The 13,604-nt window shown below is 35.4% G+C and carries 13 protein-coding genes; 1 reads left to right on the plus strand and 12 read right to left on the minus strand.

Features of this window, described 5'->3' with window-relative positions; all coding sequences use genetic code 11:
• Positions 1-2 precede the first annotated feature (2 nt).
• A complete protein-coding gene (locus tag AC07SW_RS01500) occupies positions 3-497 on the minus strand; it encodes a ComE operon protein 2 (protein WP_034573472.1) in 495 nt (164 codons plus the stop codon).
• Between the two features lie 66 nt (positions 498-563).
• A complete protein-coding gene (locus AC07SW_RS01505) occupies positions 564-1,235 on the minus strand; it encodes a helix-hairpin-helix domain-containing protein (RefSeq protein ID WP_238328691.1) in 672 nt (223 codons plus the stop codon).
• A gap of 161 nt (positions 1,236-1,396) precedes the next feature.
• On the opposite strand from AC07SW_RS01505, the gene AC07SW_RS01510 reads away from it, so the two are divergent.
• A complete protein-coding gene (locus AC07SW_RS01510) occupies positions 1,397-2,158 on the plus strand; it encodes a TspO-related membrane protein (RefSeq protein ID WP_034569322.1) in 762 nt (253 codons plus the stop codon).
• Between the two features lie 46 nt (positions 2,159-2,204).
• Here AC07SW_RS01510 and AC07SW_RS01515 read toward each other — a convergent pair whose 3' ends face one another.
• The 10 genes from AC07SW_RS01515 to typA all read right to left on the minus strand — a co-directional run bounded on the left by AC07SW_RS01515 (position 2,205) and on the right by typA (position 13,471).
• Positions 2,205-3,239, minus strand: a complete 1,035-nt coding sequence (locus AC07SW_RS01515; protein WP_494632121.1) for a SepM family pheromone-processing serine protease — start codon at positions 3,237-3,239, stop codon at positions 2,205-2,207.
• A gap of 22 nt (positions 3,240-3,261) precedes the next feature.
• The gene (gene coaD, locus AC07SW_RS01520; RefSeq protein ID WP_034569317.1) at positions 3,262-3,747 is read right to left on the minus strand and encodes a pantetheine-phosphate adenylyltransferase; all 486 of its coding nucleotides are present in this window, start codon (positions 3,745-3,747) and stop codon (positions 3,262-3,264) included.
• The gene (gene rsmD / locus AC07SW_RS01525; protein WP_135023854.1) at positions 3,737-4,309 is read right to left on the minus strand and encodes a 16S rRNA (guanine(966)-N(2))-methyltransferase RsmD; all 573 of its coding nucleotides are present in this window, start codon (positions 4,307-4,309) and stop codon (positions 3,737-3,739) included. Before rsmD ends, coaD begins: the two co-directional genes overlap by 11 nt.
• 148 nt (positions 4,310-4,457) lie before the next feature.
• Positions 4,458-4,805, minus strand: a complete 348-nt coding sequence (locus AC07SW_RS01530; RefSeq protein ID WP_135023857.1) for a YlbG family protein — start codon at positions 4,803-4,805, stop codon at positions 4,458-4,460.
• A gap of 11 nt (positions 4,806-4,816) precedes the next feature.
• Positions 4,817-5,251: a YlbF/YmcA family competence regulator gene (locus tag AC07SW_RS01535; RefSeq protein WP_135023860.1), complete on the minus strand. Its 435-nt coding sequence runs from the start codon at positions 5,249-5,251 to the stop codon at positions 4,817-4,819.
• A gap of 53 nt (positions 5,252-5,304) precedes the next feature.
• Positions 5,305-6,363: a CAP-associated domain-containing protein gene (locus AC07SW_RS01540; RefSeq protein ID WP_034569307.1), complete on the minus strand. Its 1,059-nt coding sequence runs from the start codon at positions 6,361-6,363 to the stop codon at positions 5,305-5,307.
• 46 nt (positions 6,364-6,409) lie between these two features.
• Positions 6,410-9,841 (minus strand): pyruvate carboxylase, encoded by a 3,432-nt coding sequence (locus tag AC07SW_RS01545; RefSeq protein WP_494632122.1) that lies wholly within the window; start codon positions 9,839-9,841, stop codon positions 6,410-6,412.
• Positions 9,842-9,978: 137 nt separating this feature from the next.
• On the minus strand, positions 9,979-11,154 hold the full coding sequence (locus tag AC07SW_RS01550; RefSeq protein WP_034569302.1) for an FtsW/RodA/SpoVE family cell cycle protein: 1,176 nt from the start codon (positions 11,152-11,154) through the stop codon (positions 9,979-9,981).
• A gap of 43 nt (positions 11,155-11,197) precedes the next feature.
• Positions 11,198-11,485 (minus strand): Fpa/YlaN family protein, encoded by a 288-nt coding sequence (locus AC07SW_RS01555; protein ID WP_034569300.1) that lies wholly within the window; start codon positions 11,483-11,485, stop codon positions 11,198-11,200.
• A gap of 141 nt (positions 11,486-11,626) precedes the next feature.
• Complete coding sequence (gene typA, locus AC07SW_RS01560) at positions 11,627-13,471, minus strand: translational GTPase TypA (protein WP_034569297.1); 1,845 nt, start codon at positions 13,469-13,471, stop codon at positions 11,627-11,629.
• Positions 13,472-13,604: the final 133 nt, after the last annotated feature.

A 13,604-nucleotide genomic window follows, 5' to 3' on the forward strand; every position in this document is an offset into this window, starting at 1 on the left:
ACTTAATGAGGCTGTTCTGTTGAAGAATCTAAATTCGTTTCACCAAAATGGAGTTGAGAAAAATAGGATTTGTCTAATGTCACTTTTTGACATTGAACCTGAGCTTGTTCGATTAATTTTAATGCGTAAGGATCATTATGATAATCTTCTAAATAGTGGATTTTTTTAATTCCTGCTTGTAAAATCATTTTAGTGCACGGTAGACAAGGAAAATGAGTCACATAGATCTCTGCATTTTCAGTTGCAACTCCAAACTTTGCACACTGTAAAATAGCATTCATCTCTGCATGAATGGTTCTGACACAATGTCCATCAATAATATAACACCCTTCATCGACACAATGAGCGTCTCCAGTCACCGAACCATTGTACCCGCCTGCAATAATTCGTTTATCACGTACAATCGTTGCACCTACCGTCAATCTGGTACACGTGCTTCTTAAAGATAATAATAAACTTTGTGCCATAAAATATTGATCCCATGGAATTCTTTCCACCATTTTCTTTCCCCCTAACGCTAATTTCTTTAAGTATACAAAAGCCTATATAAACTTTCAACGCTTTTATTCATCCACTGTCAGTTGCTCTTTTAATGCCTCGTAGGTTTTCTCTCCAATTCCTGAAACTTTTGTTAGTTCTTCAATTTGTTGAAACGAGCCATTTTCCTCGCGATAACGAATAATATCTTCTGCTTTTTTCAATCCGACTCCAGCGAGCGTTTGCAATTCTGCAACACTTGCCGTGTTTAAATTAACTTTTAACCCTTTGCTAGCTACTTCCTCGTTCACTTTCTCACCTGATTTTAAACTCTGTTCCATCGTTAGCTCTTCACCATTTTTAGGAACATAAATCATCAGTTGATCCGTTAAGCGTAAGGCTAAATTCATCTGTGATTGGTCTGCTTCTCCAGTAAAACCTCCTGCTAAATTAATAGCATCAATCAAGCGCATATCACTCGTTACTCCATAGACCCCAGGATTTTTAACGGCTCCTTTTATATCGACTACTAATTTTTCTGGTGAAGGTTCTTTCTTTTTTGATGATTCTTCTTTTTCAAGTTGTTGCTCTTCTTTACTCCTTGATTCCTCAAGCGGTTCTACCACTATATTTTCAGAACTTTGTTGAGTAAATAATAAAATAATCAATGTAGAAATCATAACTACTAGCACTAAACTGAGCGCAATAACTGATAAAAATAGCCGATTTTTTTGAATCCATTTCTTCATGTCATTCATCTCATTTCTCCCTTCTTAATTTCCCCCTTATCATTATTATTTGCCAAAAAGTTCTTTTTTCTTTTTTTCAAGGGTTATCTTTATTCATTTTTTTTAAAATAAAGTATAGTGATAGTATAAAATTTAAGTTGTGTGACTATAAAAAAATAGGAGGAATTAAGATGCGTTTAACAAGAATCACAAAAATGTATTTAGCATTTGGGGTTACGTTGCTACTCAATGCTTTAGCGACCATTATTCCAATCAATGGATTAACAACTGGTGAGATTTCAAATCAGTTTACAGTTTACTTCACACCAGCAGGGTATGTATTTAGCATTTGGGGTATTATTTATTTAGCCTTGTTTTTATGGCTCCTGAGTTTTTCGCTAAAACGACAAGTTCTCACAACAAATCTTTACTGGGGATTTTTAATTAGTTCTCTTGCCAATAGTTTATGGATTTTATTCTGGCAGTATCGTTTTCCCGGCGTGTCAATTTTAGTTATCATATTGTTGCTAGTTTCACTATTATGGTTGTACCGTAGTCAACTTGAAACGGGAAGCTCGTGGATTTATCTCCTTCCAATTTCAATTTATCTTGGTTGGGTGAGCGTTGCTACTTTAGCTAATATGAGTTATTGGTTAGTAGCCATTGTTGGCATTCATCCATTTTTCCAAGGGATTGTGACGTTAATTTTTTTATCTTTAACTGTTGTTATTGGTTTTGGTGCACTTCATTATTTACGAAATTGGGCAATCGTTGGTGTTTATTTATGGGCCTTGTACGGGATTTTTATTCATAACCTAGCGATCAATTGGTTTATTGCTATTGTTGCATTGGCTTTAACGATTCTCTTAGCGGTTGTAACTATCGGCTATATGATTGAAGCACTAAAAAAACGACCTAAAGAGTCTTCAAAAAAAGAAAAACGAGTACTTTAACATAAAAAACCTCGAAAAAATGATAGACTCATTTTTTCGAGGTTTTCTATTTTTCTAAATACGTAATGGCATCTTGGAATGTTTTAATTGGTACGATTTTCATTTTTGTATTAATTTTTTCAGCTGCTAGTTTAGCTTCTTCGTAGTTTGTTTTAATTGTCGGGTATTTCTTTTTAATTGCTGGATCAATCTCATCGTCTGGAGCAAAGAAGATTGTCGCCCCCTCTTTACTAGCTGCTACAACTTTTTTATCAATTCCTCCAATACGTCCCACTGTTCCATCGGGAGCAATGGTTCCAGTTCCTGCAATTTCTCTGCCTCTCCGCAAGTCTTGTTGTTTCAATTGACTATAAATTTCCAAAGTAAACATCATTCCTGCTGAAGGACCGCCAATTTTATCCGTGTTCACATCGACTGGAATATCTGTTTTAATGGTCGTGTCATCGACTAAACTAATTCCAAGTCCAGCCTTTTTATCAGCTTCCATTTCAATTAACGGAGCTTTTACCGTTTTTTCAATACCTTGACGCTTAAATTTAACTTGAATCGTTTCGCCAATTTTCTGTTTTTTTACATAATCAATGAATTCTTTGGAACTTTTAAATCTTTGATTATTTAATGAAATAATGGTATCTCCCGGTTGCAATAGATTTTTAAATTTAGAATTTTTAGTAATGGACATCACATAGACACCGTTGTATTCCGTTTGGTAGTTTTCACCAGCCGTTTTAAAAGCTAACTCTATCGCGGAATTAACGGAGCTTGTCATATAATACTGTTGCAAATTGTTAAATTCTTGGTTCGATTCGACCTCTCCATATAGTTCCGCCTTCGTCACGCCTTCATGAAAAGGCAAGAAGCGCATAAAGTATAAAAATGGCGTAGCCCGTCTAATAGCAACGGTTGTCAACATAAAACGACCTTTTTCTTTATCCTCTTGATGATCAACCGTCACCATTTTCGATAAACTGACCGCATCTCCTGGCGATTCAATATAATAAGGAATCGGCACTGCTACACCAAGAACAAGAACTACTAAAATTAATGGTAAAATCCAATTAAGTCGCTTCTTTTGTTTCATGTCATTTCCTCCATCAAGTCTTTTAGGGCATATATTTCAATTTAATAGCTTGATTAATAGCCGTTGGGACAAGCTTTGAAACGTCCCCACCAAATTTTGCAACTTCTTTGATTAAACTTGAACTCAAAAAACGGTAGCGCTCATCTGCCAGTAAAAAAACTGTTTCAATTTGACTATTTTGTAATTTATTCATTGAGGCAATGCTAAATTCATACTCAAAATCTGTCACATTGCGCATTCCCCTCACCATTGCGCTAACGCCTAGTTTCGTAGCCAAATCAATTGTTAAACCACCTACATGAGCAATCACTTCAACGTTAGGAATATGCTTTGTCGCTTCTGTAATCAACGAAATTTTTTCATCTGAATCAAAGAGAGACACTTTTGACGTGTTGGTCAGTACAGCTATAATCACTGTATCAAAAATTTTAGCAGCACGCTCAATCGTGTCGACATGTCCATTGGTCAATGGATCAAAACTCCCAGGAAATAAGGCCTTATTCGTCATTCTTTTCACCTGCTTCAATTTCATAAATCATAATCTTTGTAATTCCGTATCTTTCTTGTCGAATTAACGTAGCAGTTTGAATGTTATCTGGCAAATCGACTTTTTTTTCTACTTCACAGACAATTAATCCCTTATCTACAATCAAATTACCTGTAATTAATTTTTCGATTTGATTCACAATTTCTTGTTTTAGATAGGGTGGATCTAAAAAAACCAAATCAAACGTTTGTTGTTTAGAACGGAGTAAATCAATGGCCCGATTGGCATCGTTACGATAAACTGTGAATTTCTTACTTTCTTTCGTCATCTCAATATTTTCTTTAATTGTTTTTAATGCTAAAGGATCTTTGTCAATCAAAACTGCCGTATCCATGCCTCTTGAAACAGCTTCAATAGATAGTCCTCCGCTCCCTGCAAATAAATCTAAACAACTTCCACCGTCAAAGTAAGGACCAATAATATTAAATAGTGATTCTTTGATTTTATCGGTTGTCGGTCTGGTATTAGTACCAGGGACTGCTTTTAAACGTCTCCCGCCATATTCTCCTGAAATTACACGCATTGATTGTGACTTCCCTTCTTATTTAAACATTCATTTATCAACTTTTTTCTTTACTTGTTCAGTTTAGTTGACTGGAGTTGTTTTTGTCAATATTGTTTTCAGCTAAACTAAAAAGAGGACACCGAAATGTCCCCTACTTTTAGTTTAATTATAATATGACTTCCAATGGGTCTTTTAACAACAACTCATTTTTTCCTTCAATCATGTTGATTTCTTCAATTTCTTCTACTTCTTTACGTGTTTTTCGGTGACCAATTCGTTCACTGAAATTCATATTAATCAACGGGCGGTAAGACACTTCCACTTTGCGAACAAAGTGCAACCCATTTAACTTTTTCTCAGCAACTTCCACATCGTCACGATCAATGTAAATCACAACATACTTCATTTTTTTTGACACGTAGTGAATTAGACCGAAGCGTTTCAAGGTTTTGAGATGGCGGAGGCTATACACCCAAACAATCATTCCTTGTCGTTCATTTAGAGTCAATTCCATTCTTAATCCTCCTATCCGCAACCGCAACTTCCACCACTACCACAACCACTTTTGCCAGTTGTAAAAAATGGATTTCCGGCAGGAACTTTTATTGTATCAGAAACAGCTTTAGCAAGCGTCAGACTAATTTCATCTAATATTGTTTGTAAATCTGTTTCTAGTAAACGATAGCGATAAACGGATTCGTCTGTATCCATCTCTCGTTTTAATCGTCTTACTTCACGATTTAATTCTTTATAATCTGGAGCATACTTTCCATATGCTTCAATCGCTTCAAAAGCTGATTTTGCTTTATTAAATGCCTGTATTTTTTGTTGAGCTACCGTATCTTCTTTCAGAGTAACCTTTGCTAAACAATAATCGATTCCAATTTTACTTTCCATAATGTTTTTCACTAAAGTCAATGCCTCTGTTTCAACTTCTAAATATTCTTGAGTTACAATCATTAGACTCCTTCTTTCTACATTATTACTTATAGTATAATCGGAAATACAATTCGTTACAAGTCGCTAGTTAATAAAAGCAAAGCTTCGTGCTTTTGATAATTAATTCCTATTGATTTAAATTGTTTGTTCATTATCAATTCTCTTTGACTTTCTAAGCTAAACAATGAGCCTACAATCCAGGTAGCATCTGTTGTTTGATTGGAATAGAGTGAGTCAAGTTCTTTAAAGTTATCTTGTTTTGTTGATAAAAAAGCCTCAATTTTTTTATTAGATAACTCATTATTTATTTTTGATTCCTCCAACGGTTTTCTGTACTCTGCAAAAATCTGACTAGACAACGCATTTAAACTAGGATTCATTTCTAAACTAGGTACTTTATTACGCCGTCTCAATACATTGATTATTTCAAAAGTTTCTTGCTGGTTCCCTTGGTTTACCGCATTCCAATCTAAATTATCTTGACTAACTGAAGGGATTGGCGTTTTTGAAACGACTTCATAAAGATTCATATACATTAATGTTGAAACATCTAAATAACGAATACCCATGACTTTATTTGCAAATTGATCTAAAATTAAAATAGCAAAAGTACCATTGTCAAAAGCAATCAACGGATGGTTGTTCATATCATTTTCAGATAATTCCAATTCATAGGTGTCCTCGTTGTACTCAACTTCAAAATTAGGATAGAGAGTTGCCGTACTATAAATAGAGTCTATTGCCATTCCTATTTTAAAAGGCGCGACATCCAAATTATTCCCTAAAGCAAAAATAGTCACAATTTTTCCGTCTTTAACTCCTACTTGTAGGTAATCTTTATCTTTTTGATTGTAAATCCACCACTGAAAATCATAAGCCGTCTCGTCTTTTCGAACGGGTTCGCCAAATTGTTGCGTAAATAAGTCGACTGATATTCCAATATAATTTGCTAAACCATCAACAGGAACCGTTTTTTGGACCATTCCTGTTTTTGGTTTTTTTATAACTTGTTCATTTATTTTCGCTTGATCTTTATTTGATTCTGTTTGTGTAGCCGAGTTAAAAACAGGTAAAGCATAGACAATTACCATCGCAACAATAACTATTGGAATTGCTCTTAAAAGTGTCTTCATGTGTTTTTAACCCTCATTTCTTTAATCCGTTTCTTTTATTATCCACTTATCTGGCTTTTATTTCAATCAGTAAATCACCTGTTTCAATCAAATCACCATTTTGAACATATACTTGATCAATTACGCCTTCAAAATTTGCTTGAATCGTTGTCTCCATTTTCATCGCTTCAGTAATTAAAATAGGTTCTCCACTCTTAACTCGATCCCCTTTTTTAACTAATACATCTAAAACAGAACCAGGCATTGTTGCTCCCACGTGTTCCTTGTTAGTTGGCTCAGCTTTTTTACGAAGAATTGCCGTACCGGTTACACTCATATCTTTAACAACGACTTCTCGGCCTTGACCATTTAACTCAAAGTAGATAATACGCATTCCCTCAGAATCTGGTTCACCAATTTGAATCAGTTTTACAATCAGTGTTTTTCCTTTTTCAATTCGAACTTCAACAGATTCTCCTGTCCGCATTCCGTGGAAGAATGTTGGCGTATCTAATAACGTCACATCTCCAAACTGATCGTGCATTTTGCAATAATCTAAGAAAACTTGAGGGTACATAATATAACTTAAAACATCTTCTTGGGTAGGTTCACTGCTCATTTTTTCAGCTAATTCTTTTTTCACAGCTTCAAAATCAACTGGCGCTGCCAAAGTTCCTGGACGTACATTAATTGGTGTCCGATCTTTAACAATAATTTTTTGCAACTCTTTTGGAAAGCCTCCTGTTGGTTGACCTAAGTCTCCCATAAAGAAGCCAATTACAGAATCAGGGAAATCAATTGTTGAACCTTTTTCATAGACATCTGCTTCATTTAGTTCATTTTGAACCATAAACAAAGCCATATCTCCAACAACTTTTGAAGAAGGTGTTACTTTAACAATATCCCCAAACATTAAGTTAACGGTAGCATACATTGCTTTAACTTCTTCCCAACGCTCTCCTAAACCTACTGCTTTAGCTTGCTGTTGAAGGTTTGAATACTGACCACCTGGCATTTCATGCTGATAAACTTCTGTTTGCGGTGCGCTGATCCCATTTTCAAAATCACTATAGTAGGTTCGCACGTCTTCCCAATAATGATTTAGTTGTTGCACATTTTCAATAGCAATATCTGGTGTTCGATCGCCATTCACTAAAGCATAATACAAACTACTCATACTAGGTTGGCTAGTCGCACCACTCACAGCACTCATCGCAACGTCAACAATATCTACGCCTGCTTTAACTGCTGAAGCGTAGGTGAAAATACCGTTACCACTTGTATCATGAGTATGCAAATGAATCGGTAAATCAATGGCTGCTTTCAGCTGACTGATTAATCGGTAGGCAGCTTGCGGCATCAATAACCCTGCCATATCTTTCAACGCAATAATATGCGCTCCTTGTCGTTCTAATTCTTGTGCCATATCAATGTAATATTGCACGGTATATTTATCTCTCGTTGGGTCATTGATATCTCCCGTATAACAAATAGCCGCTTCTGCGATTTTACCCGTGTCACGTACAACTTGAATGCTTTTTTCCATTTGTGGAATCCAGTTTAAGCTATCAAAAATACGGAATACATCCACGCCATTTTGAGCAGCTTGTTGGATAAAGGCTTCAATAACATTATCTGGATAATTTTGATAACCGACTGCATTTGAACCTCTAAATAACATTTGGAATAACGTATCTGGCATTCTACGACGTAATTTTCTTAATCGCTCCCAAGGATCTTCTGTTAAGAAACGGTATGCAACGTCAAATGTAGCCCCACCCCACATTTCTTCTGAAAATAATTGTGGAATACCAGCTTGGGTTTCTTCCGCAATCGTTACAAAATCCTGTGTTCTCACTCTAGTTGCCAATAGACTTTGATGGGCATCTCTAAAGGTTGTATCTGTTAATAACACTTGATTTTGTTCTCTAACCCAATCAACAACAGCATCTGCCCCATCTTTATCTAGAATATTTTTAGCACTGATATAGGGTTCATTTGGTAAAATCAATTTTTGTGGTTTACGAGCTGCTGCTAAGAATTTCTTCTCATTTTTTTCAATTCCGGGAAAACCATTTACGGTAATATTGCTAATGTATTTCATCGTTTTATTTCCACGGTCACGAATTTTCGAAAATTTAAATAGTTCAGGAGTTGTATCAATAAAAGTTGTTTTCGCATTCCCAGATAAGAATATCGGATGAGAAATAACATTTTGCATAAATGGAATATTTGTTTTAACACCACGAATTCTAAATTCTTTTAGTGAACGCTCCATTTTTTGAACCGCTAATTCAAACGTCATCGCTTGCACACATACTTTTACTAATAACGAGTCAAAGAATGGCGAAACTACGCTACCTTGGAATCCATTCCCCGCATCTAAACGAATACCAAAACCACCTGGTGAACGATACGTATCAATTTTGCCAGTATCTGGTAAGAAATGGTTCATCGGATCTTCCGTCGTAACACGACATTGAATTGCTGCACCCATGATTTTAATGTCTGCTTGTTGAGGCAAATACATTTCTTTAAAAAGATCTTTGCCCATCGCTATTTGCAATTGGGATTGAACGATATCAATACCAGTAATCATCTCTGTAATCGTGTGTTCTACTTGAACACGAGGATTTACTTCAATAAAATAAAAGTTTTCACCTTCTAATAAAAATTCAACAGTTCCCGCATTGACATAATGAACATGTTCCATTAATTGAACTGCCGCTTGGCACATCGCTTCTCTCAAGGTATCTGGTATAGACACACAAGGAGCTACTTCTACTACCTTTTGATGACGTCTTTGAACCGAACAATCACGTTCATACAAATGAATGACGTTTCCATGTTGATCTCCAAGAATTTGAACTTCAATATGTTTTGGATTGGAAATGTAACGTTCTACATAAACTTCGTCACTTCCAAAAGCTGCTTTAGCTTCACTTTTAGCACGATCATAACTATCTTTTACTTCTCTTTGAGAATGAGCTACACGCATTCCTCGACCACCGCCACCTAAAGCAGCTTTAATCATAATTGGATAGCCATGTTCATTAGCAAATTCTTCTACTTCTGCAAGGCTTGAAACAGGACCGTCTGTTCCTGGAATCGATTGAATATTTGCAGCAATAGCTGCTTCTTTTGCTTTTATTTTATCACCAAAAATATCTAAATGATGTAAATCAGGTCCGATAAAAGTAATTCCTTCTTCTTTACAACGTTTTGCAAAAGAAAGGTTTTCCGATAAAAAGCCATATCCTGGATGAATCGCATCTGCTCCTGCATATTTTGCAATTCGGATCATATCTTCAATATCTAAGTATGCTTCAATAGGTTTTTTCCCTTTCCCTACTAAATATGCCTCATCTGCTTTAAAACGGTGAACAGAACTTGCATCTTCTTGTGCATAAACTGCTACTGTATCTAAATGTAACTCTGTACATGCTCTAAAAATTCGAATCGCGATTTCTCCACGGTTAGCCACTAATACTTTTTTCATGACCTCACTCCTTGTCCATTCATTATTAGTTTCCTTAAAAAAAAGACTTCAAAAACAGAAGTCTTTTCTAATCATATTTTCATTATACACAATCATGGAACAACTTAACATCAAAATTGTTCAAATTGGTGATATTTCTATCTCGCTAATTTTTCTAAACGTAGTTTTTCACGCTTCATTTTTTCAGTTGCACTTACATTCAATACTAAACCAATTGAAATCGTCAAAACAAGGGTACTAGAACCACCGTAACTAATAAAAGGGAATGTTACCCCCGTAATTGGTAAAAGTCCTACAACGCCTCCTAAATTAATAAATCCTTGCACTAATAACATCGTTGCGATTCCGATACAAAGTAACGAACCAAAGGCATCTTTTGCACGAATGCCAATTAAATAAATTCTTAAAATCAAAAAGACAAATAAGGTTACAACAACAAAAATCCCAAAGAGACCAAATTCTTCCCCTAAAATAGACATAATAAAATCCGTATATGGTTCAGGTAAATAACCGGTTTTTTGAACGCTTTGGCCAATTCCAACACCAAAAAGACCACCGCGACTTAACGCATAGTAAGAATTCACAAGTTGATTCCCTACTGTTTCAGAAACGGCAAAAGGATCCCAAAAAGCCACAAAACGCTGATACTGGTACTTATCTAAAAATGGAGTATTCTCACCAAGTTTTTGTACCATTTCCAAAACTCCAAAAATGACACCAATCCCCAGCAAACCAGAACCGACCCCTAAATAAACCGATACACCACTTGCAAAAATCATCACCACTCCAATAACTAAAATAATTCCTGCGCCTCCAATATCTGGCTGCATCGCAATCAATAACAAGAAAAACAAGAAAATCGTTAGCGGTGGGGTGACTGTATTTCTAAAATCATGTACAATACTTCGTTGTTTTTTAGAAAAAATAAATGCAAAATACCAAATAATAACAATTTTACAAAATTCAGCTGGTTGTAAATTAAATCCAAAAATACTTAACCAACCTGCTGCTCCATTTAAAGCCTCCCCGAAGAAAAACAAGTACAGTAAGGAAATCGCAATTACTAATAGAGCAAACATGACTAAACGTTTGTTTTTTAACATCTCATATTTAAAGGACATCACCACAAAAGAAACGACCAATCCCATTAAGACAAATATGCTTTGTAACTTAAAAAAATGATCGGGTGTGCTATTAATTGGTGGAATAGTTGCTACAAAACTACTGGCGCTATATACCATTAAAATGCCAAGCACGGATAGGATTAAATACGGTATAAAAATATAATAATCAAGATATTTTAATTTTTTCATATAGTTGGCTAAATCTCTAGTAGCCCATAACCTCCCTTATGAACTAAATTTGCTCTTTTTTTTCGTCATACATTTCAGTGTAAACGTCATTCAATGTTTTTTCTAAATCACTTAATATTCGATGACCTTCATCTTCTGAAACAATGCCAATTTTACTAGCATAGGCGATTTCTCTAGAAAATCCATACATTTGTGTGTCTACTACTTCTTCAAATGCAGGGCATTGCGCTAGGCATAAATGTTGTTTTTGACTACTTATTAATGTATATATTCGTTCTGCATCTTCCATCAATGCAGCTAAAGCCTTATCTTTTTGTACAACTTCTGACATGCCTTCATTCCTCCCATAAACTTACTCATTGTTTATTATAGCATAAATTAAACAAACACAAAGACTAAAGATGATTAAATTTACCTTTTAAACAAAAAAAAAGTTAGCTAAGTAAATTCACTTAGCTAACTTTTTTATTTTTTATTCTGTAGCAGTTAAACGGCTTTTCTTAGCAGCTTTTTCACGTTCGTTTTTGTTTAATACTTGTTTACGCAAACGAATGCTTTCTGGTGTGATTTCACAATACTCATCATCACCTAAGAATTCTAATGATTCTTCTAATGATAATTTACGAGGACGTTTGATCACATTTGTTTGGTCTTTATTAGCAGAACGAACGTTAGTCATTTGTTTTGCTTTTGTAATATTAACCGTAATATCATTTTCACGTGAGTTTTCACCGACGATCATACCTTCATAAATTTCAGTACCTGGTTCGATAAAGATGGTTCCACGATCTTCAACACCCATTGTTCCATAAGTCGTTGTTTTACCTGTTTCAGTTGAAACAAGTGCACCGTTACGACGTCCACCAATTTTACCACTTAATACAGGTAGGTATTGGTCAAATGTGTGGTTCATGATTCCGTATCCGCGAGTCATTGATAAGAATTCTGTTGAATATCCAATCAATCCACGAGCAGGAGCTAGGAATGTTAAACGAACTTGTCCGTTTCCGTTGTTTTGCATATCTTGCATTTCGCCTTTACGTTGGCTTAATGATTCGATAATTGAACCCATATACTCTTCAGGTGTGTCGATTTGAACTAATTCAAATGGTTCACATAATTTACCTTGGAATTCTTTAACGATTACAGATGGACGTGATACTTGCAATTCATAGCCTTCACGACGCATGTTTTCAATTAAGATTGATAAATGTAATTCGCCACGTCCAGAAACAACCCAAGCGTCAGGAGACGGAGTACTTTCAACACGTAAAGAAACATCTGTGTGTAATTGTGACATTAAACGTTCTTCGATTTTACGAGAAGTAACCCATTTACCTTCGCGTCCTGCGAATGGTGAGTTATTTACAAGGAAAGTCATTTGTAAGGTTGGTTCATCAATGTGTAACACTGGTAGTGGTTCTTGATGGTCAACAGGTGTTACTGTTTCTCCAACGAAGATATCTTCCATACCTGAAACAGCAATTAAATCTCCTGCTTGTGCTTCTTGGATTTCTAAACGTTGCAAACCAAAGAAACCAAACAATTTAGTGACGCGGAAGTTCTTAACAGAACCATCTAATTTAGTTAAGGCAACATTATCGCCAACTTTAATGGTTCCACGGAATACGCGTCCAATACCGATACGTCCAACATAGTCATTATAATCTAATAATGATACTTGGAATTGTAAAGGTTCATCGCTATTGTCAATTGGAGCAGGAATTGTTTTAACGATTGTATCGAAAACGTTATCCATTGTTGCTTCTTGATCATTTTTATCATCAGACATACTAGAAGTTCCGTTCATAGCTGAAGCATAAATTACTGGGAATTCTAATTGATCATCATCTGCACCTAATTCGATAAATAATTCTAAAACTTCATCAACAACCTCAGCAGGACGAGCTGCATCACGGTCAATTTTGTTTACAACTACGATTGGAATTAGTTTTTGTTCCAAAGCTTTTTTCAATACAAAACGTGTTTGAGGCATTGTTCCTTCGTATGCATCTACAACAAGGACTACTCCATCAACCATTTTCATGATACGTTCTACTTCACCACCGAAATCGGCATGTCCTGGTGTATCCATGATATTGATGCGTGTACCTTTATAGTCAACAGCAGTGTTTTTAGCTAAGATAGTGATTCCACGTTCTTTTTCAATATCGTTAGAATCCATCGCTCTTTCTGCTAGTTCATTATGAGAATCTAATGTACTTGATTGTTTTAATAATTCATCAACTAATGTTGTTTTACCATGGTCAACGTGGGCAATAATTGCGACGTTTCTGATATCATTTCTTCTTTTCATAAATATATTCCTCCGAGACTCTTTGAGAGTTATTTCAATGCTACTGATTCGCTATCCACTCTACGTGTAAAACAGTTCACTTATCAAGTTGAAATTCAACTTAAGGAACTTTTTTCATAAGTTTTTTGCAAAA

This window comes from Carnobacterium sp. GW821-FHT04C06, assembly GCF_059420345.1.

What these genes read in the sequence shown, in the direction of transcription:
- AC07SW_RS01510 (WP_034569322.1), top strand. Translation starts at nt 1,397, where the DNA reads ATGCGTTTAACAAGAATCACAAAAATGTATTTAGCATTTGGGGTTACG.
- AC07SW_RS01505 (WP_238328691.1), bottom strand. Translation starts at nt 1,235, where the DNA reads ATGAATGACATGAAGAAATGGATTCAAAAAAATCGGCTATTTTTATCA.
- AC07SW_RS01550 (WP_034569302.1), bottom strand. Translation starts at nt 11,154, where the DNA reads ATGAAAAAATTAAAATATCTTGATTATTATATTTTTATACCGTATTTA.
- typA (WP_034569297.1), bottom strand. Translation starts at nt 13,471, where the DNA reads ATGAAAAGAAGAAATGATATCAGAAACGTCGCAATTATTGCCCACGTT.
- AC07SW_RS01515 (WP_494632121.1), bottom strand. Translation starts at nt 3,239, where the DNA reads ATGAAACAAAAGAAGCGACTTAATTGGATTTTACCATTAATTTTAGTA.
- AC07SW_RS01530 (WP_135023857.1), bottom strand. Translation starts at nt 4,805, where the DNA reads ATGGAATTGACTCTAAATGAACGACAAGGAATGATTGTTTGGGTGTAT.
- AC07SW_RS01535 (WP_135023860.1), bottom strand. Translation starts at nt 5,251, where the DNA reads ATGATTGTAACTCAAGAATATTTAGAAGTTGAAACAGAGGCATTGACT.
- rsmD (WP_135023854.1), bottom strand. Translation starts at nt 4,309, where the DNA reads ATGCGTGTAATTTCAGGAGAATATGGCGGGAGACGTTTAAAAGCAGTC.
- AC07SW_RS01555 (WP_034569300.1), bottom strand. Translation starts at nt 11,485, where the DNA reads ATGTCAGAAGTTGTACAAAAAGATAAGGCTTTAGCTGCATTGATGGAA.
- AC07SW_RS01540 (WP_034569307.1), bottom strand. Translation starts at nt 6,363, where the DNA reads ATGAAGACACTTTTAAGAGCAATTCCAATAGTTATTGTTGCGATGGTA.
- coaD (WP_034569317.1), bottom strand. Translation starts at nt 3,747, where the DNA reads ATGACGAATAAGGCCTTATTTCCTGGGAGTTTTGATCCATTGACCAAT.
- AC07SW_RS01545 (WP_494632122.1), bottom strand. Translation starts at nt 9,841, where the DNA reads ATGAAAAAAGTATTAGTGGCTAACCGTGGAGAAATCGCGATTCGAATT.